Source organism: Pseudoalteromonas aurantia 208, from assembly GCF_014858725.1.
GTDB classification, from domain to species: domain Bacteria; phylum Pseudomonadota; class Gammaproteobacteria; order Enterobacterales; family Alteromonadaceae; genus Pseudoalteromonas; species Pseudoalteromonas aurantia.
Genome location: NZ_AQGV01000012.1, coordinates 77486 through 102867, shown reverse-complemented (window position 1 = coordinate 102867; position 25382 = coordinate 77486). Strand labels below are relative to the sequence as shown.

Here is a 25382-nt window from a genome sequence, read left to right as displayed (position 1 = left end):
TTCACGATTAAATTCCCTACAATCAAAAATCAATATTGAGGAGGTAGGTGTATGCGCAGTACTCTTTATATGTTCATTTCCTTGCTTTTTCTCGGGGTAAAGCACGGCTATGCACAACCACTCGTATTTGTTGCTGAAGATTTACCTCCTTACCACTTTTCCGATAAAAATGGTAATGCTGCTGGCGCGCTCGTTGATATCACTAAAGCCGTCTTACATGAAGCGCAATTACAAGGGCAGTTTGAAATTATGCCGATGGCACGGGCTTACCATGAGTTACAAAATAACCCCTTAGCATTAATGATGTCCTTACTTAAAACCTCCTCTCGCGCATCACAATTTACTTGGCTTGGACAACTTTATTTCGCTGATGCTTATCTGGTTAGTTTAAAAGGCTCCCCTCATCATGTTTCTACGCTTAATGATGCACAACAATTTAGGGTCGGCACAATTCGAGGGTATTCTAGTGCGCGATATTTACAAAGTGCAGGCTTTGTAGAAGATAAAAATCTTCTTCTTGCCAGTCACTATCAACAATTATGGCATGTGTTATTTAAGCGCAGAGTTGATTTTGTGATGACAAATACCCTTACACTTGAAAAAGAGTTAAAAAATTCTGGGTATAGTGCCCTCAAGGTCGAAAAAAAGTTACATATTACCCACTTTCCTTCCGCTTTACATTTGGTAGCCAATAAGCAAATACCCAATAATATCTGCCAACGCCTCGCCATAGCACTGCAAAGCATAAAAAAGAAAGGGCTTTATCAACAAATACTGGCTAGGTGGAAACTCAAGGCCCCCCCCAAAAAAATGACTAATCCGCCAAGTAATACTCAACACTTGTTACAACCCGTACCAATTTAATATGTGGTGTATTACTGTCTCTATCACGAATACTAAACTGCCCCTGTCGAGCCGATTTAATTTTTCCTAGTTGAGAGTCTGAGTCTTTCGCAAACTTCAACGCAACTTCTCTCGCTTTTTGTGTCGCCAATTGCACCATCTCAGGTTTAATATCATTGAGCTGGGTAAACATATACTCTACCCTATTTTGATAATCATCCTGGGTAATAGCAATGCCCTGCTTTGCGAGCTGACTTAGCTGAGAAAATGCTGCTTTTACCTTATCTGGCGTATGACTAAATACGGTCATGCCTGCTTTCGCGACATAGCGAAAACCACGTTCACTCTGGTTATATTCTTGTGCATATTTATCAACAATAGAAGGAGCAGACACGCTAATCTCTTCATCATCAAAACCTTGTAGCACTAGAAATGCGCGAATCGCCGAGTTTTTCTCATCAACACGCGCCATTAATTCATCTAGATTATTGTCTGCATCTTTGTAAAATACAGGCCAAATAACAGTATCCGCTGACACTTCCTGCTCGGCTAACCCCTTAACCTGAACCGTTCTTTCCATTGCTTTAATATCAGCAATGGTATTGATGATCAGCCACGTACTCACAATAGCTCCCAAAGCCAGAACTATCGAAGCGCCTATGTGCTTTGTCATATCTACAGGCATGTCACTTTTCCTCTAAAATAAGTTGTCAGATCAAAGTCTAACCTTAATAGGCTAGATCGTCGCTAAAAAAATGATAGAGTGATACCTAACCGATGAGCCTAAGCTGAACTTGAATTATAATAAGGAATTCTTTTATGAGCATGAAACGCATAAGCCTGTTTTTTTCCCCTCGTTCAGTTGCAGTGATTGGTGCCTCAAACAATCCAGGCCGCGCTGGTTATATCGTCATGAGAAATTTATTACAAGGGGGCTTCAAAGGACCTATTATGCCTGTCAGTCCCAAGCATAACGCGGTCCATGGAGTACTCGCTTACCCAAGTATTGAACACTTACCACATGTACCTAGCCTTGCTGTTATTTGCACGAATAAAGCCACGTTAAATACAGTGATCAGAGAGCTTGGCCGCCTTGGCTGTCAACACGCGATCATCATAGCAGCCGGCCTAAATACGCAGCAAAAAATATCTTTAAAGCACACAGCTAAATCAGCGAATGTAACATTACTTGGGTCTAACTGTCTTGGTTTACTAATCCCTCATTTGGGGTTAAACGCAAGTTTTTCTCATACTGTTGCTCAGTCAGGTAGACTCGCGTTTGTTTCACAATCAGCCGCAGTGTGTTCAACGATTTTAGATTGGGCCAGAAACAAGCGTATTGGATTCTCTTACTTTGTCTCTGTTGGGGATTGCATTGACATTGACTTTGACGAGCTGCTCGACTTTTTAGGCCGAGACCCTAAAACCAAAGCAATTCTCTTATACATCGATAATATCGAAGATGTCAGACGGTTTATATCTGCTGCGCGTGCTGCTGCATTTAGTAAACCCGTCATAGTCATTAAAACAGGACGGACTCAAGCTGGTGCAGAAGCCGCTTTCATTCATACTGGGGGCAGCACTTCGGACGACGCAGTCTATGACGCTATGTTTCAGCGCGCGGGTATGCTGAGGGTGAATGACTTGCGAGAACTCTTTGCAGCGACACAAACATTAGCACTTCATCCCAAGCTCTTACAAATCGAACAATTAACCATACTCACCAATGGCGGAGGCCCCGCAATTATGGCCGTTGATACGCTGTTACAACATTCAGGGAAGCTAACTCAGCTGTCTCAACAAACCCGAGATGCACTCAATAAAGTGATCCCACAATCGGACATGACATCAAACCCTGTCGATATTTTCGGAGATTCATCACCACAGCGTTATCAAAAAGCGTTAGATATTTTGCTCAAAGCACCTGAAGTAAAAAACCTACTCATAATACACACGCCTTCAGCTTTAGCGCCTAGTGAAGATTACGCAGAAATAATTGCCACGACACTCGATAAAATACATAAAATGGCTCGACCATATGTCATAACAAACTTTATGGGTGAAGAGGCGGCATACGAAGCACGATATGTATGCGCAGAACACGCTATTCCAACCTATCGGACTCCCGAAGGCGCCGTAGGTGCATTTATGCACTTAGTCAATTATCGTCGTAACCAAAAGCACTTAACACAAACTCCTGAGTCCACCAGCGATGATGATCAAATCGACAGTCAAGCTGCCAAACTACAGGTTGAACATTTCATATCTCAAGGTTTTTCACACCTATCAACCCATTTAGCAAGTCAAATTCTCAGTCATTACGGGGTGCACTGCATTGAAACTCTCATAGCACTCACACCCAGTGAAGCAAAAGAGCAAGCTCAAAAGTTAGGCTTTCCAATTGCACTTAAATTAATCAGTGCCTCGATCCCTTCAAAATCTGAAGTCGGTGGCGTAGTGTTAAACTTAAATGATGCGCATGAGGTAGAGCAAACCGCTTTTGCAATGCTGCTACGCATCAAAGAAACATATCCACATGCCGAAATCGAGGGGTTCTCCTTACAAAGGATGGCACCCAGAGCTGGTGTTCAAGAGTTGAGAATTGCCGTTAAAACAGAGCAAAACTTTGGCCCCGTTATTTTGTTAGGAGAAGCGGGTACTGGGCTCGAGTTTTCTCAAGCTGCCGTTGCACTTCCCCCATTAAACATGAATTTAGCCAAATACCTAATCGCTGCGGCTCACGATAAAGGGGTATTAAAAGAGCGCACATTACCCGATAAAGTTGATAAATATCGCTTATGTGCGCTATTAACCCGAGTCTCACAGCTGGTTGTTGATCAACCTGACATTCACAGTATTGAACTCAATCCCATTTTGGCCAGTTCTGGCCAATTTCTTGTCTTAGATGCTGATATCACACTACGGCCATATCAGCCTAAACTTGGTAAAAAAAGGCTGGCAATTCGCCCTTATCCAAAGGAGTTAGTCACCCAAATCACACTTACTAACAATACCCACGCAATCCTCAGACCGATAAAGCCTGAAGATGAACGCACACACCAAGAATTTGATCAATCCCTCACGAAAGAGGATAGGTATAAACGGTTTTTTGGGGAGTTACCGCAGTTTAACCATGAACAACTCGCGAAGATGACACAAATTGACTATGATCGCGAAATGGCCTTTATAGTTTCTCAGCCTTATAAAAGCACATATAGAACACTGGGCGTTTCGAGAGTATTGATGGATCCAGATAACCACAATGCTGAATTTTCAGTTATCGTTAGGTCTGATTGTCAAGGACTTGGGCTTGGCAGAGTTCTTATGCAAGCGGTGATCAAACATTGCCAATCCATCGGTGTTGAAATGGTTGTAGGTATTACATTACCAGAAAACATCGGTATGATTGAGCTCTCAAAAAAATTAGGCTTTACTGTCACTCGTGATTTTTCTGAGGGTACAGTAGACATGCGATTAGAAATCAGCAAACTATGATGACAACATACAGAGAAAAAGTGGCTGCGCTGCTTGCAGGTCGCCGCCCCTATCAAAAAATGGGGAGATATTTAGATTTTTTTTTAATAGCGCTTATCATGATCAATGTGGTCGCCATTGTTTTAGAGTCGGTACCAGAGCTCACTGCACAGTATTATCACTATTTTTTACTACTTGAAGTCATATCTGTGGGTATTTTTAGCATTGAGTATTTACTGAGGTTATGGTCTTGTGTCGATAATATTGATGCTAAACAACTTAGCGCCTCAAACTTAAAGAAGCGGCTAGCATACATTTTCTCTCCGCTCGCATTGATTGACTTAATGGCTATTTTACCCACTATTTTAATGATGTTCATTAGCTTTGACTTACGCTTTTTAAGGGTGATTCGGCTCTTCCGTATTTTTAAGCTCACTCGCTACTCAAGAGCAATGCAATTATTACTTGCCGCATTTAAAGAGGAAGGTAGTAGCTTACTCGCCGCATTTTTTATCATGTCTGTGGTATTAATAATGGCATCGTGCGGCATTTATTTATTAGAGCATGACGTACAACCTGATAAATTTGGTTCAATCCCTGATTCTATGTGGTGGGCAATGGCAACCCTCACTACCGTTGGCTATGGAGATGTCGTACCAATAACGCCTATTGGTCGCTTTTTTGGTGGTGTAATTACATTATTAAGTATGGGAATGGTCGCCATCCCCACAGGCTTATTAGCGTCAAGTTTTGCTGAACAACTCAGAAAGCGCAGAGATGCATTTAATGAAGCGGTTTTACACAGCCTACATGATGGCGTCTTAGATGAACAAGAGCGACAACATTTAGAAAGCTTAAGAGTGGAGCTTGGGCTCAGCCCAAGTGAAGCCAGCCAAGCAATAAAGCTCATGAGTAGTCAACGCGCTTACGCGACATACTGTCGCCACTGTGGCAACAAACTCTAAAAGCGATGTTGCCAAGTCAAAGTAAGTAAATCTGCGATTTTCTCTCCCAGTATTGGCTCACTAAAATGTGAGCCTTGAAAATAATCACAACCAAGTAAGCGTAAAAACTTCATCTGGGTTTTATTTTCTATACCATCAGCAATGCATTGAATACCTAAGCTATGTGCCAATGACAAAATAGAATGAATGATCACTTCGTGTTCATTATCTACACCTATGTCTTGAATAAAGCCCTTATCAATTTTAAGTACATCAACCGGTAACTTTTTCAAATACGTTAATGAGGCATAACTTGTACCAAAATCATCCATAAACAATCGACACCCTAATACCTTCAACTGGTACATTCGCTCCAACGCGTGAGGAATATCAGTCATCATCACAGGCTCTGAAATCTCAAAAACCACATGCTTCCCATCAACTTGCGTTCTTTTTAACGTATCCCCTATTTTGCTTATTAATTCTGGGTATTGAAAATCTAAAGGTGATAGGTTCACTGAAATATATAATTGCGGAGCGAACAAATGCCACTGTTTCAATTCAATTAATGCACGCTCTAAGGTTTGTAACATCAACTCACTAATTAACCCTGATTGCTCTGCTGCATCGGTCAATTCATCTCGCCGGTAGAGGGCATCTGTAGGCCAGTGTAACATCACCTCAAACCCATCAATGACTTTACTCGTACCATTGATAATAGGTTGGTACAAGTTGCAGAACTCATTCCGTTGATTCGCCAGCTCAAGCATTTTGCTTATTTCAATGCCTTTTTGCACCTGCAGGTTTAGCTCAGTTTGATAAAATTGATAGTGACTACCATAATGTTTCATTGCGTGGTTTAACGCTATTTTTGCTCGGTCACTTAATGTAAACGCATTTAGGGCATCTTCAGGATACATAGCCACGCCAATACTTAACTGTATATTACAACTATGTTCTAGTACTTTAACTGGAGGTTCAAAACGGTTCATCAGACAGTTGATATAGCGGGTAATTTGCGATATATCCTCTATTTGTTCCATTAATACGTAAAACTCTTGGCTCACTCCAATAGCCAAACTATCGTGATCTCGAAAACAGCACTTTAAGGTATTTGCCAATTGCTTAATGAGTACATCATAAAAATCGCTATCGTAGCTATCCTGATAATGTTGTAAACGCTTAAACTTAACCGCCAGTACAGCCACTGGTTGCGTACTATACATTTGCTCTATTGCATGCTCTGTTCTGTCAATAAATAACGCTTTATTCGGTAACCCCGTCAAGGTATCATAATTTGCAAGTTGATATAGCTCTTGCTCCGTTCGTTTTTGTGAAGAAATATCAGTTAAAACAACTACATAGTTATGCAACTCTCCATTCACACCTTCTACCGCACTTATCTTGATCAAAACATGGCAAATTTGACTATTTGCTAAAATCAGTTGATCTTCAGCACTTATGTGCTCACCCATTTTTAAATCGGTCATGCGTCGTAAATAACGCATTCTCGTCTGACGACTTAACCCCAAGTGTAAATTCGTACTCGACTTTGGCTCTGCTTCAATATTAAATGCTTGTTGTAATGCTGTGTTGCACGCTTGAATGCGTAAATTTTTATCTAGTATAAACACCCAATCTCGCGTTTTCTCAAACGCCGCACCAAATAGCCTAGCGCGCTCTTCAAACATACGTTCACGTGTCAAGTTGGTATAGGTACCCGTAACTCGTTCTGGGGTGCCTTCTTGCCACGCCATTACTTTGCCAAAATCTTTATACCAGCGCCAATGTCCCTTCGCATGCTTTAAACGATAAGTACAGTCAAATACACCTTTATTTGTGGAAACAAATTCAAGCCACTCTAATCTAAAAATAGCTCTATCGTTGGGATGGATAAGTTGTAAATAATCATCCAAACAAATATTATTCTGTGCGTATTCCAATTCAGAAAATAGCCTCGGTTGGTAAATTAGTTGGCTGTGCAGGTGCCAATCCCAAACGCCAGAGCCGCTACTTTCTAGCGCAAGTTTTAAACGTGCCTCACTGTTTTGAGTTTCTTTATGGGCAGCAATAATCATTTGTTCAATTCGGCTTTTTCGATAAAGCCAAAGGCCAAAAATAAACAAAACAAGCATCAAGTATATGGCTAAAGCAATAGGAGAACGCCACATCGGATACCTCACACGAATATTCAATTTCGCGGGTTGAGTATAATCACCTGTTAAAGGGTCTTTGGCCCACACTTTCAGCTGGTAATTACCCGGATTAAGTTTAGGGAACGTCACTCGATTATTACCTCGAGTTAAGATTTTCTGACTCCCTGATATTTGATATTCATACACAATACTTTGTTGATAATTGAAGACCATGGCTGAAAAAGCCACCTCCAAACCAATATCATCATGGTTTAACACTATATCCCCAAACGTTTTCAAGCCATATGAATGCAACTTTCGTGACATGAGCTCTACTGAGGTAATATTTATGCGTGATAATAAAGGTTGCTTAGGGCGGTTTTCTCTTGGACTAAAAATAGTAAAGCCCTTCAATGAGCCATATACAACTCGACCATCTGATAACTTGATTGATGATCCGCCATTGAACTCATTAGTAAAAAGGCCATCCTTCGTCGTAAACTGCTGCAAATGCAAATTATCTGGGTCTAACCGCCAAATCCCTTTGTGAGAAGACATCCAAATCATATCCGCTCTGTCTTGGTGCATACCGTACATAGGAGTACCAAGATTAAGCTTTTTTAGATCAATTGTATGGATCACTTCAAACCCATCAAGCGATAAACCCACCAGACCAAAATTAGAAAAAGCCAACCAAAGCACGTTATTTTTATCGACGGTGTAAGTGAGTAATGACACTGGTAAGTTTTCGTTAGCATCTGGCACTGCGTATATTTCTGTTAACTCAGATGTCACTGGATTCAAGCGATATAATACCCCACCGGAGTAATAAAGCGGATATGACGGTTCATCTGGTAAAGGGGCTAGAAACGCATAGGATAAAAATGGATTGCGCGCTGCAATGTCACCTTCAAGTTGTTTAAGTTCTTTATTATCAATATCATAATAATAAAAACCTTCACTGGGATGAATAAAGTACAACCTCCCGTTAGGCATTAGTAACATGCCATATAAATAGTCTTCAATCACTTTTTGGTGAGCTGCGTTTTGCACTTGAGGACGACTGACTTCATACGTATTCGGATCGAATACAAATAAACCTCGGCTCGATTCTAGCCAAATTTTATCTTTATATAAATAAGACCTTGATATGGAAAATTCAGGCATCACAGCCTCCCCCATATACCCTTTTAAATAAGTTTTGGTTTCATTTGTGCTTAAATCATAACTGGTTAATCCGTCATTGGTGCTCGCCCATATTACTCCTTTGTATTCTAACAAAGACCACACCGTTGAATGAGAAAATCCAGTACCTTTTACTGAACCATTGTTTACATTATGAAAATGTGTTTTTCGCTTGGGAATGTAAAAAGCACCATCTCGCTTAGTTGCAACCCACAATGCTCCGTACTTGTCTTCAAGAAAATCAATGATACTATTATCGGTCAACGTATAACGGCTTTTTGAGATCCGCTCATCTCTTGTCAATACACCATCTATGGTATTAAAGTGCATCAAACCTTTATCAGTGCCTAGCAATAATGAATTTGGTTTAACCACAATTTTCCAAATATTTAACTCTTTGATTAAATGCTGATTTTCCCATTGATAATTTTCATCTGTAAGATCACCCAATTGACTAATATCAACTTGATATAGGCCATTTACAGCGCCAATTAATAAAGTATTCTCCCCTTGCAGCGCAAATGATTTAGTATGTAATTGTAAATTGTGCTCTGGTGTATCAACATGGGTTATTCTTTTCAGTATTTTTGAGTCTAAATGATAAACGAACGCGCCTTCTGAGGTTGCAATAAACAAATATTCATTCTTGCGTAACAGCTTTCTAACGTGCCCAGATTGCTTATCTATTGGCAAATGAACCTCAATAGACACCTTACCGGTAGAAATGTCGAGCAATGCAACGTTATCTCCGCGCCCTAACCATAATTGCGTGTCACTTTTGGACAACATTTGATTCACCGACTGCTCAAGCATCTCTTCTTGCGACTGTGCGACTTCCAAATATTTTTGATATTTATCATGCTCGGGATCATAGCTGTAAAGGCCTAATCTACGAGAGGCTATCCAAATCCTATTTAATGGATCTTGATAAATACGATCAATCATCACCTCCTCAAGCTCTCCTTGAGGCCCTTTAACGCGTAAGACTTGATAACCGTCATAACGGTTTAGACCACCTTCGGTAGATAGCCATAAATATCCCTTATTATCAATAACCAAGGTATTAACATAACTTTGAGATAAGCCTTCTGAAGGAGATAATCGCGTAACTTCAGATGCCAATATATTGGAAGGGAAAAAGCTCGAGGATATTAATGTAATTAGGATAAATATCAAATATCTCATAGGTGTTAACGATTGATTATTTATAAATACACATCGCCACAATATCACGTTTTTGTCTAATATAATTAGAGAAACTTACGGATAAGTGATGTGGTAAGTTAGGACTATATTCAAACCCCAACTGGCGATAAAAGCCATCTAGCTTTCTATATGCAAATGTATACAAGACTTCATTTTGAGATTGTAATACGCTTGTGAGCAAGCTCTTTGCAAAGCCCTGAGAACGATATTCAGGGTGAACAAATACCGTTGATAAGAGTAATGCATCGTCTTTACTTTGTATTCGACAGCCAGCAATTATCTCCGTTGATTTAACAACCCAGCACTGATCTTGCTTAGTCGCACGTCCTCGTACAGAGAATTGTTGGTAAAACTTATTTATCAGCGGAACAGACATTGGCGTGAGTTGTTTAACAACATACATTTTCTAACCTGCAAGCATAATACTAAGATAATACTCAAACCGCTGCTTTAAAACTGCCTGTTCAGATACGGGACGACTGTTAATTGTATCATATACCGCCTCTCGAGAACGTTTTCCTCGTTTAATTTGGTATGCCCAAAATGACGATTCATAGTCTAATTGAATTTGATACTTTTCATGTCGAGGTAATTTGCACAGATTAAAACTCATAGGTACATTATTGTGATTGTAAACGTTTGCCTAGTGTAACATAAATTATTAATTTGCTAGACTGACTTGAGCACCTTACTGAGAACTTAATAATTAATAAAACAAACATAGGATCTCCCATAATCATGCCTGTTATATATACGCTATGTTTTTTACTCTTTAGCTCGTTTGCATACAGTAATAATACATTGATATTTAATCGTCCTGCCGACACACCACAATCTAGGTATGTTATTGAGCTAACACGGCTTGTGTATAAAAATATCGGTTATGATATAAAAATTATCGACTTTAACTATCAAAGTGCATTGGTCGCCGCAAATGCAGGTGTCTTAGATGGGCAACTTGGTCGGGTCGATGGCGCGTCACAGCAGTATCCATCACTCATAAAGGTGGACTTCCCGTTACTTTCTTTTAACCTTCAATTCTTGAGTCATTGTCAAACATGCTCAATACTAGACGCCCAATCGATTGTAATACAAGCATCACATTTGGCGCCAAAAGCGTATTTAGGCAAGCAAAATTACTTAGGTGAATTGATTCAAGTAAAAAGTAACTCTACGCAGCTCAATTTACTAACCCAAAAAAAAGTCAGCGCGGCATTAGTAATCGGGTTTCACATTAAAGAATACAAAGAAAAACTCCAGAAGCTCGGGATATTTAGCACAACGCTAGATAAAATTAACTTGTACCACTATTTACATGAAAAGCACGCTCATCTAGTACCACGTATTATGACTTCATTAATTGACTTAGATAAAAAAGGTACAGTATCCATGTTAAAAAATAAATATGGTATTTAAAAGTCCAACTGCTGCTGGTCGTCGGCTCCACTTTTTGGAGGAGTATTTGCAGTCTGCTTTGCCAAATAACGTTTATAACGCTGCTGACATAAAGTAATAACATGCTTTTTTTGTTGCTCTGTCAATTGCCCCCATGCAAAACGCTCCTCCCTGCTGCGGTAACACCCTTTGCAATAACCTCGAATGTTTACTTCACATATGCCTTTACAGGGATTGGGGATCTCAAATATTTCAATTTGTTCCACATTGGCTCACAGTTCATCTAGTCAATTCAGTGCACACATAGCTACATTACTTATTTGAAAGTATAACGATACGTATGTAAAAGGTTTATAGTCTCTGATCAGTATAAACCTATTTTGAAGAACAAATCATCTTCGTGAATTATCGCAAGCCAATAAAAACAAAAAACGCCACTAAATAGTGGCGTTTTTATACTTCAACTCGTTTACCTATAATGCTTTACGTCTGAGCGGCTCTGCATACATAGCTAATACCTGTTGTTTAAGCTCTTCAGGCACTGACTCTAAACGTCCCATGAAATCTTGCTGCTCCTTAGGCGATACCTGTTGCTTATCTCCTGCCGCAATATAATTACTTGGATGTAAGTAATACTGCCCAATAATTTGTTTATCAATGGTTTCCGCTAACATCTCTGGCGAATCACACTCATCGTCTATTGGCTGACCAAAAGAAATATGTACATGGCCTTTATCAGAACGGATCCCTTCTAAAATACTTTTTATGTCTTCACCATCCGCTTTAACATAGCTACCATGAAGCTGTTTATGTACGAGTTCTTTAGCTTTAGCAACGGCACATGGCTCATATTGATATGAAATCGAAACTGGCACTATCTTGAGCTGCTTAACGTACTCATCAAACGAAAGCTTCTGTTTTCGACCATATAATTGTAGCATTTTCAGCAAAGCCGGATCGGTTTGATCGACCCCATCTTTTGCCCGCCCCTCTTTTTGGGCAATCCAAATTGATTGACCTGAGCTCAATGAATCAAAAATATAGCTTGATAAATGTGTTAGAGCTCTTAACATCTCTTTTGGCGCTTTTGCTGAACGCTTAACTATAAAGCTCTTATTGAGTCGCATTAGCTCAGTAATATAAGGCACTTGCAATAAGTTATCACCTATCGCTATACGTACGGTATTCATATTATGACTATGCAAGCCCCAGTTCATTAAAGCGGGGTCCAACACGATGTCTCTGTGGTTTGAAATAAACAAATAGGCCGATTCTTTATCAAGTGTCTCCAAGCCTGAGTAGGTCACTTTACTCGTCGTTTTTTTTACTAGCATATCAAGGTAACGTGCGACTTCGTCTTGCACCTGCTTAACAGAATTAAAACGACCCCATTTTCGACGTAACTTATAACGTACAAATGGACGGCATAACATAGACCATTTACTCAGCCACTCTGGCAAAGTGTATTTTACAATCACATCAATGAAGCTATTGTCAGCTACTAATCGACCTAAGGCCGACGCAACTTCTTCATCATTGTACGGTCTTATATCTGCGTATTTATCCACTAAACTGCTCTTTTTGTTAAAAATTAAACGAAATAACGGGACTATTTTATCGCGCTATTGACTGTTAAGCTAAGATTAACAAGTCTGACCACCCTGCTACTAACATTAAGCGATTGATGCTTTAAGCTTTTTGCTAATATCAAGCAGCACTAATCGTAACATCAATAAACACAATAATACGCCACTGAGAGTTGATATCCAAGTCGGTAATATATCGTGCTGCATTGCCACCGCCGTCTTCACATTAAAGTCATACGCCATAACTAAGTAATCTGTTAAATAACCGAATAGGATCGCAACCCCTATCACACCGATTAAATAAGCAATCACCGCTCGTCGACCTAGCTCTTTGCCAACGACCCCTAATGTCGCAATATTCGTCGCAGGTCCAGCTAACATAAAGACCAACACAGCTCCTGGAGAAACGCCCGCCATCAACAAACCCGCAGCAATAGGCGTTGAGGCGGTAGCACAAATATACATAGGGATACTTACAAGAATCACAGCCACCATTGCCATCATGCCGCCGCCCCATTGGCTTAAAAATGATGTAGGTACAAAGGTCTGCACAAGTGCAGCAAAAAACAACCCTATTATCAGCCACAACATTGTATCTGATAACAGTTTATTACAACTAAATTTAATTGCCTGCCACACTTTACCTAAAAATTGCATTTTTTCTGGTTTTGATGAAGCACAACAGGTACTTTTCTTTTCGGTCTGTGCCTGCTTAGGCGCACAACAACTATCATGCACATGTTGTTGTGTGTCATGACAGTGTGATGAGTTAGACGGCTCATGCAAAGGAGGTGCAATATCTGACTTATCTCTTCCAACTAGTACGCCTGCAACAACCGCACTGCACACAGCTGCAACAGGCCTAACAATAGCCATAAATGGCCCCAATAGAACGTACGAAATAGATACTGAATCAACCCCAGTTTCCGGCGTTGATACCAAAAATGCGGTCGTTGCACTTTTTGATGCACCAGCGCGTCTAAGACCTATCGCTGCGGGTATTACACCACATGAACAAAGCGGCATGGGGGCACCAATGAGGGCTGCCTTCACAGTTGTCCAAAACCCTTCTTTTCCTAAATGACGCTGTAGAAAACCTGTCGGAATAAACACATTTAATATTCCAGCAAGCAATAAACCAAGCATCAGCCAGGGCGCTGATACCAGAAATAATGTCCAAAAGTTATTTATAAGTAACATCTATATCCTCCAATGCTGTCAATATAGAACAATAGTCCGCACTCTCTTTACCGCCACAGCAACGATTTGCCAGTATTGTGAGCGACTGCTCAAAGCATTGTAAGTCTGAAATTTTTTGTCGTACCAAGTCACGTTTTTGTAGTGTAATCGCTTTTACTTCTTCACAACGGCGCTGCTGTTTTTCAATTTTTATTTGCAGCAGCTCCTGAATTTCTCGCAAACTAAATCCGACTTCTTTAGCGCGTAGGATAAAGTGCATTTGCTTTAGGTGGGTCTCATCGTACAAACGATACCCAGCGTCGTTTCGAGAAGAAGGCGTTAACAAACCATGCGTTTCGTAATAACGTAACGTGTCTGTCGTTACGCCTAATGCGTTAGATAATTGACCTATTCTCATATCTTTCTCCTTACTGTGGTACAGTATAAACCTTAGAGTAAACCCCAAGGTCAAGCATAGCAAAGGTCGTTTATGAAAATTGTGCTATTAGATGCGAAAACACTCGCAAATAACTCTCTGTTACCGCTAACGGTGCTCGGTGAATTAGTGACTTACCAGAACACGCTACACGAACAAATAATTACCCGCTGCATTGACGCAGATGTGATAGTCAGTAATAAGGTTGTCATCAACAGTAAGGTACTCGCCTCACTGCCTAAATTAAAGTTAATTTGCGTTGCCGCCACTGGCACTAACAACATAGATTTACGTGCAGCCAAAAAGCAAGGCATCGCGGTGTGTAATGTTGCTGGGTATTCAACTTCGGCGGTTGTCCAACACACATTTACACTGCTGGGCAATTTAATGGGTAATATGCATCGATATATTGCTGATTGTAAAAATGGACAATGGCAAAGCAGTGATATATTTTGTCGTTTAGACTATCCAATAAAAGAAATCGCAGCCAAGAACTTCGCTATTATTGGCTATGGTACACTGGGCAAAGCCGTTGCAAACGTGGCTCAGGCTTTTGGTGCACACGTGATCATAGCTGAACGACCCAATGCGCGTTCAATCCGAGCGGGCAGAGTGGCATTCAAAGACGCCATTAAATCTGCTGATATCATTTCGATTCACTGTCCTCTCAATGATGAAACGAAAGATCTATTTAACGCATCCGTGTTGGCACAACTAAAACCTTCCGCCGTACTTATTAATACAGCTCGCGGTGGCATAGTAAATGAACTCGCATTAGTCAGTGCCTTAAATGAACAGCAACTTGCTGGTGCTGCGCTAGATGTACTATCCATTGAGCCCGCCCAAAAGAATAACCCGCTATTTGAATATTCAGGTCATAACCTACTACTAACGCCGCATAATGCGTGGGCTGCTGAAGAGTCTATTGATAGATTGATCCATTCTCTTGCTAACAATATCAAGTGCTTTTTAAATGGTGAACATATCAACCGTGTAGTATAAAACACTAATAAATCATCAAATTAACCATTTTTTGATTTCTATATAAATTCCTTTTAATAAAGAAAACTATAAACCTTTGATTTTTAATGTGAAAATAATTGGCAAATTATTTGCAATTAAAAAAACACTATCTATCCAGGAACAAATAAAAATGAAGAAATTACTTATAGCCGCACTACTAACAACACCTTTCTTAAGTGGCTGTATTGTCGCAGTCTCAGATGGCGAAGCTGAACACAGCTGGGCTTCTGACTATAGCGGTTCTGGTTGGCAAAAACATCAGAAGTCTAATAGAGATAAAATTACCGGGTTAAAGAATGGCGTTGCATATCAAACGGTTCTGCAAGAGTTCGATACGCCTGAATTTTCTGATTTAGTTAATAAAGGTGATAACGTGTATCAAGTCTTGTATTTCGCCACAAACAGCAAACATTCAGACGGTAAAATTACCAAAGATGAATGCACGCCATTGGTATTTAAAAATGGCAAGCTGGTTGGGTACGGCGCAAGTGCGGTGTCTGAATATCTTTAACTGGGCGTCAAATAAAGCCTTGAATACGATTAATCAATAGGTGAGGATTTACCTATTGATTAATACTATACGTTCTTGATGTTGATGCGCCTGTTGTAAGGCGCTATCCGCTAACTTAAATACTTGCTGTTCATTGTCATTAAAGTTTGTGGTGATATGTACAATGCCGATACTTATACTTAAGTGAGCACAAATGGGCGACGTACTATGGGTTATTAACAGGCTATCAACTGCATCATGCATCTGAGATGCAACTTTTTCGGCGCTGTCACTGGTACTTTCTGTAAGTATGGCCGCAAATCGAACGCCATCATAGCGCGCCACAAACCCTAGGTGCTCAATAGTCACATGCTCAAGTGCGCGTGCTACTTTAACCAAACACTCATCACCTGCAGAATAACCATAAAATTCATTAAACTCTTTGAAATAATCAATATCAATTAACAATAAGCTCAGCGTTTTTTCATATTCCGCACACATCTGGCAGTTTCTAGCCAGTGTTTCATCCAATAAACGTCTATTCGGAATCTCTGTCAAACCATCAATCGATGCTAACTTTTCAAGTAAATCATTCTTCTGCTTAATCGCTAGGTGGTTTTTCACCCTTGCTTTAACGATAAGTGGGCTGAATGGTTTAGTAATATAATCCATTGCCCCCATTTGTAAGCCTTTTGCTTCATCATTATAGCTATTACTTGCAGAAATAATAATGACTGGAATTGCGTAAGTATGTTGCTGTGTTTTTAGCTTTTCTAATAAATCATAACCAGACATCCCTGGCATCCGAATATCTGAAATAATGAGATCTACCTCATGACTAGATAGAAACGCCAGCGCCTGCTCTGCACTTTCACATTGTGATATTTGATAATCTTCAGATAGCGTGTTGTCTAGAACCACGCGATTAAGTGGATCATCATCAACAATCAAAATACGAGCAATCTTTGGCATTTAATCCCCTAGACTTCCTATCGTTAAAAATAACTCAACTTGCTGTAATCTCATTTTTAGATCTGTAACAAGCACCTCATCTGGTGTTTTATTCGAGGTTTTTATATGTAATTCTAGTACCTTAGCTGCCTCGGCTAATCGGCAAAACCCCAACCCTGCAGCTGCGCCTTTGATACTATGAGCTAATAATGAAACCTCTTTATGACTTTCACAATTATCTAACTGATGTAAATACTCTGTACTTAGCTTAGCAAACTTTTCTAACATTGTGATTAAAAACGGTTCTTTACCCATCACTTGCTCAAGCGCAAATGCGCGATCAAAAAACCGAATTTCTGCGGTGACATACAGAGCTAATGTCTCACTTAATAACCCTTTTTCAACGGGTTTAATTAAGTAATCATTCATGCCAACACTCAGCGCTTTATTGACTTCACCAACATTATCATTGGCGGTTAATGCAATAATTGCTACAGGTTGCTCTGGCAACGCTTTGCGCAATAGCTCTGTTGCTTGGTAGCCATCTAATTCTGGCATTTGTACATCCATTAGAATCACATCTGGCTGTAATTTGGATACTATTTCAACAATATTTTGCGCGCCATTCAATCGTACGATATTTACACACACCTGTTGTAACAAATTGCTTGTGATATCTAAATTTAGTTCATTATCATCAACAATTAAACATAAGCTACCCGTTACATTGACATCTTGACATCTTGATTGTGGCTGTTGCTTCAACTGCTGTTCAATATCTTTTGATATTCTCTGAGCATAGCCAACATGAGGAAACTGCTTAATCTTATTGCTGATCACTTTAAGATTCTCTATCGGTGTGCTTTCTGGTACATAGACACTAACAAGCTTATCGAGCCAACCCTGCCCACAGTGCACACCTAGCATATCAAGTTGCAGCGCGCTCTCGCAAACTAGATATGAAGCTGGTTGATCATTTAGATGTTGTAACACCCTTATTTTATCCTGCTCTATACATACATTGAGATCAGAACAAACGAACCTCATACTATTACCCGTAAACCAAAGAACGTCGGTCTTTCTAGAAAGTAATGGCACCACTTCCAATGGTAATGAGAAGTAAAATTCACTGCCTTGTCCATATTGACTGTTCAGCTGAATTTCTCCACCTAGTAATGCAACTTCTTGCTTTACTATGGCAAGGCCAAGCCCGATCCCGTCATGTTTACGAGACAAGGATTCATCAACTTGAGTAAACGCATCGAACAGCCGCTCTTGATCCACCTCTTTTATCCCTTGTCCTGTATCTATAACACTGAATTTAGTACGTTGCTCGCCGCTATTTTGCTGCTCTTGAATAATGGCCAATACAACTTTCCCTCTTTGGGTATACTTTATGGCATTGCTCAATAAGTTAATTAAGATTTGTTTTATTTTTTGCATATCACCTTTGAACGTGGGCGGCACCGAGTGTTTCAGCTCAATAGTGAGTTGTAAGCCCTTTTGAGCACATAACGGCGCCATCAATTTATAGCAATCATCAATGAGTGTTACTATCTCAAATTCATGAACTCTTACGCTCTCTTGGTGCCTTTCCACTTTAGCAAATGCTAAAATACTGTTCAGCATATCGAGTAATTGCTGAGCCGCGTAACTCACTTGACCCATTTGTACACTTTGGGTTTCATTTAAGCCTTGCTCTTTGACTATATCAACCAGTCCAAGTACGACGTTAATTGGCGTGCGAATTTCATGACTGATATTCGCAATAAAGCGACTTTTTGCTAAAGTAGCTCGCTCCGCATCGAGTTTAGCCCTTGTTAACTGAGTAATGTTTTGTAGATGAATAACAAAGTATTTTGGCTGTCGCTGCTTATCCCACACCAAAGAAATACTTAATTGTAGCCACATGTAAGGCCCTGACTGAGGCATCGTAAGTTCAGCCGCCTTTTTATTTTGCTCTAGTAATACCGCAAATGTTTCAGCTAACGCCTTGTAGCTTTGCTCATCAAATAATCTGGATAACAAGGATCCCACTTTCGGTTGATGCTCTGTTAAATACCGTTTTGCTGCTTTATTTAAACTCAACACTTTTCCATCAATCGAGGCTAAGATCACACCATTTGGTGCATACTCCATTGCCGCTTTAAAGTTCTCTTCTGAGGTCTGCAATGATTTAAGCACTTGCTGTTGTTCGGTGACGTCCCGAGCTACTCCAAAGCTACCTATTAATCTATGTTGTTCATTGTAAAATGGCGCCACGGTAAACATGTAGCTCTTATCTTGCAAAAGCAATGTTTCTGTCAACGAGTGCCGTTGCTCCCGCATACATTGCTCTAGCATGGTCAATTCTGCAAATCTATCTGTGACCTCGTGCAGCTCTTTGCCAACCAGTTCACTTTTATTAACTTTAAGAAATGCTTCAAAAGCTGCATTACACCCAATAAATGACCCATCGATATTTTTAAAGTAAATTAAATCTGGAATGTTATCTAACATGGTATTCAGTAAAGCTGCTTGACGCTCTTTTATATCAAGCGAGCGCGCAAGCTGTTTCTTCTGCGTTTGCACTTGCTCATCTAAAACATCATTATGCTGCTTTAATTGCTCGAGTAATTCTTGCTTTTGCGTCACTACCCGTTTAATTTTTGCAAACCAAGGCTGCCAGTCCTCAGGAATTATATAATCGAACGTTGTTTTTGGTGCGTGCTCTTGCAGCGTAAGGTACCGTACAAAATGACTTACCGGACGAATAAATATCCGATTACTCAGCCACGTAACTGCTAGGAATGTAGCTCCTATAAAGCTGGCCAAAAAAAGTAACTCTAGTGCTATCTCATATAGAATTGGCGTTCTAAAATCTTGCTCTGTTTGCTTAAACGCTAAATCAATTGGTCTTGTTGATTTTTCACTATAAAGGTGAATTCCACCTAACCACGGTGCAACCCGCTCGCGCTGTTGCTGGAATTCAGTTAAAAACTCATGGTGGGTCAGTAAGTTTTGCTGGTGTTTATTTAATAGTGTAGCAACCGTTTTAGGTAAGCCGACTTGATTCAACCACGCCAGCACTTTTTGCGTATTGTAAACCAACAAAACATGCTCATTTGACGTACTTGAACGACGCTGTCCTATCGCAAAATAGGTTCTACCGTTAATTTCTACTACACCAGTACTACTATACATTTTCTCAGAAAAGTCAGGTGACAACTTCCCCTCAAGTAATGCCGTCAATAAATGACTTTCGTTGTGATAACGGCGCTTTACAAATGCAAAGCCATTATCTTTGACGTAAGCGAGTGCATCTACCGGTAAGATTAACGCTAACGTTGTATTAAAAGCTGGCCCTAGTGCCATAACCTGTTGCCATTGTCGATAAGCTTGAGGGTTATTTAAAAAGCGTCCCTGGCCTATCACCTCACCTGCACCATGCGGCAATTTTCGATAATAGTAATCTGCCCGTTGATCAATTGTCGCCATGATAAATGGATCAAAATGATAACTGAGCGGTTGCTCAAGGCTAATAAAGACACTTTGAAATACAGTTTCAGCCGCAGACATAGCTTGATCTAACTGCCCATTTAAACGCTGAAAATGCACAACCTTGTCATTATAACTTCGCTCAAGTTTAATATGGTACAAGTGCAGGCATAAAATTGCGGCCACAAGCATCGCGATACTTAAGGTAACAGCAATCGCTTGATAATATTTTTTTAAAGGTAAGAACGCTTGATCAAAGTCCATAAAGGATAGCTAAATGATTCCCTATGCCCAACACAATAACGAGCAAGGTAATGATAAGCAAGGCTCAACAGTGAAACACCTTGCTTTTGGTAAAATAAAAGGCCACCACCTTTCCGTGGCCTAAGACTGCAAGAACTATAGATTTTCCTCAGCGAAAGACGCCAATCTACTACGTACAACCCCATTTAAATTAATTGTTGCGCTGCCTTCAAAGTGTTTAAAACGCTCAACAATGTAGGTCAAGCCAGATGTGAGAGGTGTTAAATAATTACTGTCTATTTGGGCTAAGTTACCCGTGCATATTAATTTGGTCCCTTCTCCACAACGCGTAATAATCGTTTTTAACTGCGATGCGGTTAAGTTCTGGCTTTCATCTAAAATCACTACGGCGTTTTGAATACTGCGACCACGCATAAAATTGACCGATTTAAACTGAATATTGGCTTTCTCCATTATATAATTACGACTTGAAATAGGACTTTCATCATTTTTATGAAGCACTTCAAGTGTGTCCGTGATCGCAGCAAGCCATGGGGCCATTTTCTCTTCTTCGGTACCTGGTAAAAACCCGATACTCTCTGCGATTTCAGGCGTATTTCTCGTAACGATAACCTTATCATACACCCCTTTTTCAATGATCATTTCCAGCGCACTGGCAAGTGCTAACAGAGTTTTCCCACACCCGGCTGGGCCTGTTAATATGACCAATTCAATGTTTGGATCAAGCAATGCATCCATTGCCATACCTTGATACACATTTTTTGGTTGCACGCCCCAAGCACTTTGATGCATTAACCGCTCTACCCCCAAGTCCTTAAAGGTAATGTTCGTCTCATCGTAATGGGTGATCCGTGCCGCAAAGTGCTCACTGTCATCGACTAAATATTCATTACAAAAAACATCTGGTAACAAACTTTTAGGCACATGGTGCAACGTATATCGGCCTTGCTGCTCTGATGTGCAAGCTCCTACACTTTGCCAAAAGTCGCCCGTGAATTTTTTATACCCTAAACTCAATAACTTAATGTCATCAATCAATTGATCCGTTCGGTAATCTTCTACAAACTGCAGCCCAGCACCTTTGGCCTTGAGACGCATATTAATATCTTTGGTGACTAAAACCACCTTAGTGTGTGCATGTTGTTTTTGTAATCTGACGGCGCAATTTATAATAATGTGGTCATTCTCATTACCTGGCAGGCCTGAAATGCTATCTGGGAATAAATGATCATTAACAATAATCAATTTTCCACGCGACAAAGGCCCAGACTCATTACTCGATTGTACGCTTGGTAAACGTACACCATCTAACATTTCCTCTGGGGATGCATCTTTGAGTACACCATCTAAACTACGAATTGCAATTCTAGCGTCACGACTCACGTCGCGCTTTCTGTCTTTGATATGATCTAGCTCTTCAAGTACTGTCATTGGTATGACAACATCATGTTCTTGAAAAGATAGATAAGCGAGGGGTTCATGAAGCAGCACGTTGGTGTCAAGTACGTACATTTTTTTGTCGAGTTCTTGATCTTTTCCCATAGCGTCATCCTATCGTTTGCAAATATTCATGCTATACCCAATACTCTTGATGAAATATCAAACGTACTGACTATAACCCAAGTTTAGTCTATTTGTCATAAAAGTCCGTTTTATGACAAACCGAAAGTGAATTTATGTTCTTATTACAAATAGATCTCAATAATTTATAAGAACTGTAAAAAGAATAGAGATAGGCACATTCGCAATGAATAAACAAGATTGAACAAGCTTAAATGAACGGGTAACATAGCCGCCTTTTTTCGGGTTAAACGAGACGAACATGAATTTTTCCTTAGGTCAGCGCTGGATAAGTGACACTGAGTCAGATTTAGGCTTAGGTACCATCGTGGCATTAGAAGGCCGCCAAGTGACAATATTATTCCCCGCCAGTGGAGAAAACCGCGTTTACTCAATGCAAGAAGCACCTGTAACGCGTGTGGTATTCAATCCAGGTGATATTATTCGCAGTGCCGATGAGTGGGAGCTACAAGTCGAAACAATTGAACCTGTTGGTGAATTGTTGTGTTACCACGGTATTCGTCTTGATACCGAAGAAAAAACGACTTTAAAAGAAACGTTTCTTGATCACTTTATTAAATTTAATAAACCACAAGACCGTTTATTTGCAGGCCAGGTCGACCGATTTGACCGCTACACGTTACGATACCAAACGTGGCAACATCAGTTTGCACGCCAACAGTCACATTTAAAAGGCGTTGTAGGCCAACGAGCCAGCTTGATCCCACACCAACTTTACATTGCAGATGAAGTGGGCAAACGCTTTGCTCCCCGCGTATTACTCTCTGACGAAGTTGGTTTAGGTAAAACCATCGAAGCTGGTATGATTTTACATCAGCAACTCCTGACCGGGCGTGCAAATCGCGTCTTGATTGTTGTGCCTGAAAATTTACAACACCAATGGTTAGTAGAAATGCTTCGTCGCTTTAATTTACGCTTCTCAATTTTTGATGAAGAGCGATGCGATGAAGCCTTTGCTGATTCTCCAAACGTATTCGAAACTGAGCAGCTCGTACTGGTGAGCTTGGAGTTCATTGCAAAAAAACGTCGCTGGTTTGAACAAGCAACCTTAGCCGATTGGGATTTACTCGTCATTGATGAAGCACATCATTTAACAATCGAGAATAATAAGCCCAGTACTGAATATGCTCGTATGGCTGAACTTGCCCAAGATATTCCAGGCCTCATCCTACTCACGGCAACGCCTGACCAATTAGGTCACCGAAGCCACTTTGCTCGATTACAGTTGTTAGACCCTGATAGATTCTACGATTACGACGCATTCGTTGCGGAAGAAAGCCAATACAAAGAAGTGGCTGAGGCGGCCAATCAACTGTTACAAGATGGGGCGCTAGACGACCAAGCAGAAGCAACCCTTGTTAACTTGCTACAAGAAACCGATATCAGTACCCTATTGATCAACGCACAATCTGGTGATGAGCAAGCTAAACAAGAAGTTCTATCAATGTTGTTAGATCGCCACGGCACAGGGCGAATTTTATTCCGTAACAGTCGCAGCGGTATTGATGGATATCCGGGTCGAAAGTTACACAGTTACCCTGTTGAAATTCCGAAGCAATACAAAACAGCGATGTCGGTCCTTGGGAATATGGGTGGTATCCAAAGTGCTGAAAAATCCGCATTAAGGGCTTTGTTCCCAGAAAAGATTTTTCAGGAGTTCGAAGGTGAAGGGAGTGGCTGGACCGCCTTTGACCCGCGCGTCGACTGGTTAATTGACACTCTAAAGTCACTTAAACATGAAAAAGTTTTGTTGATCTGTGCTGAAGCACAAACTGCAATCAGTCTTGAACAAACCCTACGTGAACGAGAAGCCATTAAAGCTGCGGTGTTCCATGAGGGCATGTCTATTGTTGAACGTGACCGTGCTGCGGCGTTTTTCGCTGATGAATACGACTCAGCGCAAATATTGTTGTGTTCTGAAATAGGCTCTGAGGGTCGTAACTTCCAGTTTTCACATCATTTGGTGTTGTTTGATTTACCCCTCAACCCTGACTTACTCGAACAACGTATTGGACGATTAGATCGTATTGGCCAAAAATACGATGTGAATATCCACGTACCTTACTTTGAAAATACAGCACAAGAAGTCTTACTCCGCTGGTATAACGAAGGGTTAGATGCGTTTGAAACTACCAGTACGACAGGGCAAATGCTCTATAAAGAGTTTAGCGAAGACTTGCTTGAATTTATTGGTGGGCATAACTGTGATGAAGAGGAGCTTGATCCACTTCTTGAACAAGCCGCCAAACAAAACCAAGTATTACGTGCTCAAATGGAGCAAGGTCGTGACCGACTGCTTGAACTTCACTCCAGCGGTCAGGGGCGCGCTGACTCTTTGGTTGCTGAAATTGAAAAACTGGATAATGGCGTGATCTTACCAGGGTACATGATCAACGTATTCGACACCTTTGGTGTAAACCAAGAAGATAAAGGTGAAAACACCATCATCCTTAAGCCGACTGAACATATGCTCAACCCCTCTTTCCCATGTTTAAAAGAGGATGGTATTACCGTCACATTTGATCGAAATACTTCTTTGTCGCAAGAGGATGCGCACTTTATCAGCTGGGATCACCCAATGGTACAGGGTGCCATGGATATGATCTGTGATGATGACTTTGGTTGTGCATCTGTCGCCTTGCTGAAAAATAAGAAATTACCAGCTGGGACTTTTTTCGTTGAGCTTATCTATATTGCCGAAGCATCAGCGCCTAAAGTGCTGCAGGTTGGTCGCTTTTTACCGCCAACACCAGTGCGTGTATTACTCGATAAAGCAGGTAACAACCTGGCTGAAAATGTTGCGTTCGATGCTTTTAATAGTCAATTATCTGCTGTTGGTCGTCAAACAGCAAGTAAACTGGCTAATGCATTGCAAAGTGCCATTCACCCACTCATTACGCAAGCGACTGAATTAGCAAATGTTCAGTTAGATACCCTGAGGAGAGATGCAATAACAAAAATGCACGCGACTATGAGTGAAGAGCAATCTCGTTTAGCGGCATTAAAAGCGATTAACCCTAATATCCGCGATGAAGAAGTTCAAGTCTTTGAAAAGCAAAGAACCGAACTTGGCGTTTACATTGAAAAAGCACAATTAAAACTTGACGCTATACGCTTAATCGTTGTGTCTCATTAAAACGCATTCATAATGTAAAACCACTATTAATAAAAAGTCACGTCATTAATGACGTGACTTTTTGCACTTTGTTAATT

The 25382-nt window shown here is 40.5% G+C and carries 18 protein-coding genes; 7 read left to right on the top strand and 11 right to left on the bottom strand.

Annotation, left to right across the window (positions count from 1 at the left end):
• Positions 1-51: 51 nt before the first annotated feature.
• The gene (locus PAUR_RS04535; protein ID WP_192506634.1) at positions 52-864 is read left to right on the top strand and encodes a substrate-binding periplasmic protein; all 813 of its coding nucleotides are present in this window, start codon (positions 52-54) and stop codon (positions 862-864) included.
• Here the strand turns inward: PAUR_RS04535 and PAUR_RS04530 are convergent.
• Positions 815-1528: an SIMPL domain-containing protein gene (locus PAUR_RS04530; protein ID WP_192506633.1), complete on the bottom strand. Its 714-nt coding sequence runs from the start codon at positions 1526-1528 to the stop codon at positions 815-817. The two genes, PAUR_RS04535 and PAUR_RS04530, sit on opposite strands and share 50 nt — an antisense overlap.
• Before the next feature lie 134 nt (positions 1529-1662).
• On the opposite strand from PAUR_RS04530, the gene PAUR_RS04525 reads away from it, so the two are divergent.
• Both PAUR_RS04525 and PAUR_RS04520 read left to right on the top strand, forming a co-directional pair.
• Positions 1663-4338 carry a bifunctional acetate--CoA ligase family protein/GNAT family N-acetyltransferase gene (locus tag PAUR_RS04525; protein WP_192506632.1) on the top strand — a complete coding sequence of 892 codons (2676 nt, stop codon included), beginning with the start codon at positions 1663-1665 and terminating at the stop codon, positions 4336-4338.
• Entirely contained in the window at positions 4335-5282 is a 948-nt protein-coding gene (locus tag PAUR_RS04520; protein ID WP_404821671.1) for an ion transporter, read from the top strand. The genes PAUR_RS04525 and PAUR_RS04520 overlap by 4 nt, the downstream gene beginning before the upstream one ends.
• Here the strand turns inward: PAUR_RS04520 and PAUR_RS04515 are convergent.
• From PAUR_RS04515 to PAUR_RS04505, 3 genes are read right to left on the bottom strand one after another with little or no spacing between them, the layout of a single operon-like run.
• Positions 5279-9766 carry an EAL domain-containing protein gene (locus PAUR_RS04515; protein WP_192506631.1) on the bottom strand — a complete coding sequence of 1496 codons (4488 nt, stop codon included), beginning with the start codon at positions 9764-9766 and terminating at the stop codon, positions 5279-5281. The genes PAUR_RS04520 and PAUR_RS04515 overlap by 4 nt on opposite strands.
• Positions 9767-9782: 16 nt before the next feature.
• Positions 9783-10190, bottom strand: a complete 408-nt coding sequence (locus PAUR_RS04510; RefSeq protein ID WP_192506630.1) for a GNAT family N-acetyltransferase — start codon at positions 10188-10190, stop codon at positions 9783-9785.
• A gap of 3 nt (positions 10191-10193) precedes the next feature.
• Positions 10194-10400 (bottom strand): DUF3283 family protein, encoded by a 207-nt coding sequence (locus tag PAUR_RS04505; RefSeq protein WP_192506629.1) that lies wholly within the window; start codon positions 10398-10400, stop codon positions 10194-10196.
• A gap of 125 nt (positions 10401-10525) precedes the next feature.
• Between PAUR_RS04505 and PAUR_RS04500 the strand changes: the two genes are divergently transcribed.
• Positions 10526-11203, top strand: a complete 678-nt coding sequence (locus PAUR_RS04500) for a type 2 periplasmic-binding domain-containing protein (RefSeq protein ID WP_192506628.1) — start codon at positions 10526-10528, stop codon at positions 11201-11203.
• Here PAUR_RS04500 and PAUR_RS04495 read toward each other — a convergent pair.
• The 4 genes from PAUR_RS04495 to zntR form a co-directional block, all read right to left on the bottom strand.
• On the bottom strand, positions 11200-11448 hold the full coding sequence (locus tag PAUR_RS04495; RefSeq protein WP_192506627.1) for a DUF1289 domain-containing protein: 249 nt from the start codon (positions 11446-11448) through the stop codon (positions 11200-11202). The two genes, PAUR_RS04500 and PAUR_RS04495, sit on opposite strands and share 4 nt — an antisense overlap.
• A gap of 207 nt (positions 11449-11655) precedes the next feature.
• The gene (locus PAUR_RS04490) at positions 11656-12750 is read right to left on the bottom strand and encodes a 1-acyl-sn-glycerol-3-phosphate acyltransferase (protein ID WP_192506626.1); all 1095 of its coding nucleotides are present in this window, start codon (positions 12748-12750) and stop codon (positions 11656-11658) included.
• A gap of 105 nt (positions 12751-12855) precedes the next feature.
• The gene (locus PAUR_RS04485; protein ID WP_192506625.1) at positions 12856-13968 is read right to left on the bottom strand and encodes an SO_0444 family Cu/Zn efflux transporter; all 1113 of its coding nucleotides are present in this window, start codon (positions 13966-13968) and stop codon (positions 12856-12858) included.
• Positions 13952-14365: a Zn(2+)-responsive transcriptional regulator gene (zntR, locus tag PAUR_RS04480; protein ID WP_192506624.1), complete on the bottom strand. Its 414-nt coding sequence runs from the start codon at positions 14363-14365 to the stop codon at positions 13952-13954. Before zntR ends, PAUR_RS04485 begins: the two co-directional genes overlap by 17 nt.
• 72 nt (positions 14366-14437) lie before the next feature.
• Between zntR and PAUR_RS04475 the strand changes: the two genes are divergently transcribed.
• Positions 14438-15385 (top strand): D-2-hydroxyacid dehydrogenase, encoded by a 948-nt coding sequence (locus PAUR_RS04475; protein ID WP_192506623.1) that lies wholly within the window; start codon positions 14438-14440, stop codon positions 15383-15385.
• A gap of 151 nt (positions 15386-15536) precedes the next feature.
• A complete protein-coding gene (locus tag PAUR_RS04470; RefSeq protein ID WP_192506622.1) occupies positions 15537-15917 on the top strand; it encodes a DUF3192 domain-containing protein in 381 nt (126 codons plus the stop codon).
• Positions 15918-15965: 48 nt separating this feature from the next.
• Here the strand turns inward: PAUR_RS04470 and PAUR_RS04465 are convergent, their stop codons facing one another.
• The 3 genes from PAUR_RS04465 to PAUR_RS04455 form a co-directional block, all read right to left on the bottom strand.
• Positions 15966-16868 carry a GGDEF domain-containing response regulator gene (locus PAUR_RS04465; protein WP_192506621.1) on the bottom strand — a complete coding sequence of 301 codons (903 nt, stop codon included), beginning with the start codon at positions 16866-16868 and terminating at the stop codon, positions 15966-15968.
• Positions 16869-20588: an ATP-binding protein gene (locus tag PAUR_RS04460; RefSeq protein WP_192506620.1), complete on the bottom strand. Its 3720-nt coding sequence runs from the start codon at positions 20586-20588 to the stop codon at positions 16869-16871.
• Between the two features lie 135 nt (positions 20589-20723).
• A complete protein-coding gene (locus PAUR_RS04455) occupies positions 20724-22130 on the bottom strand; it encodes a PhoH family protein (protein ID WP_192506619.1) in 1407 nt (468 codons plus the stop codon).
• Between the two features lie 280 nt (positions 22131-22410).
• Here PAUR_RS04455 and rapA point away from each other — a divergent pair, with 280 nt between their 5' ends.
• Positions 22411-25305, top strand: a complete 2895-nt coding sequence (gene rapA, locus PAUR_RS04450) for an RNA polymerase-associated protein RapA (protein ID WP_192506618.1) — start codon at positions 22411-22413, stop codon at positions 25303-25305.
• The last annotated feature ends 77 nt before the right edge of the window (positions 25306-25382 follow it).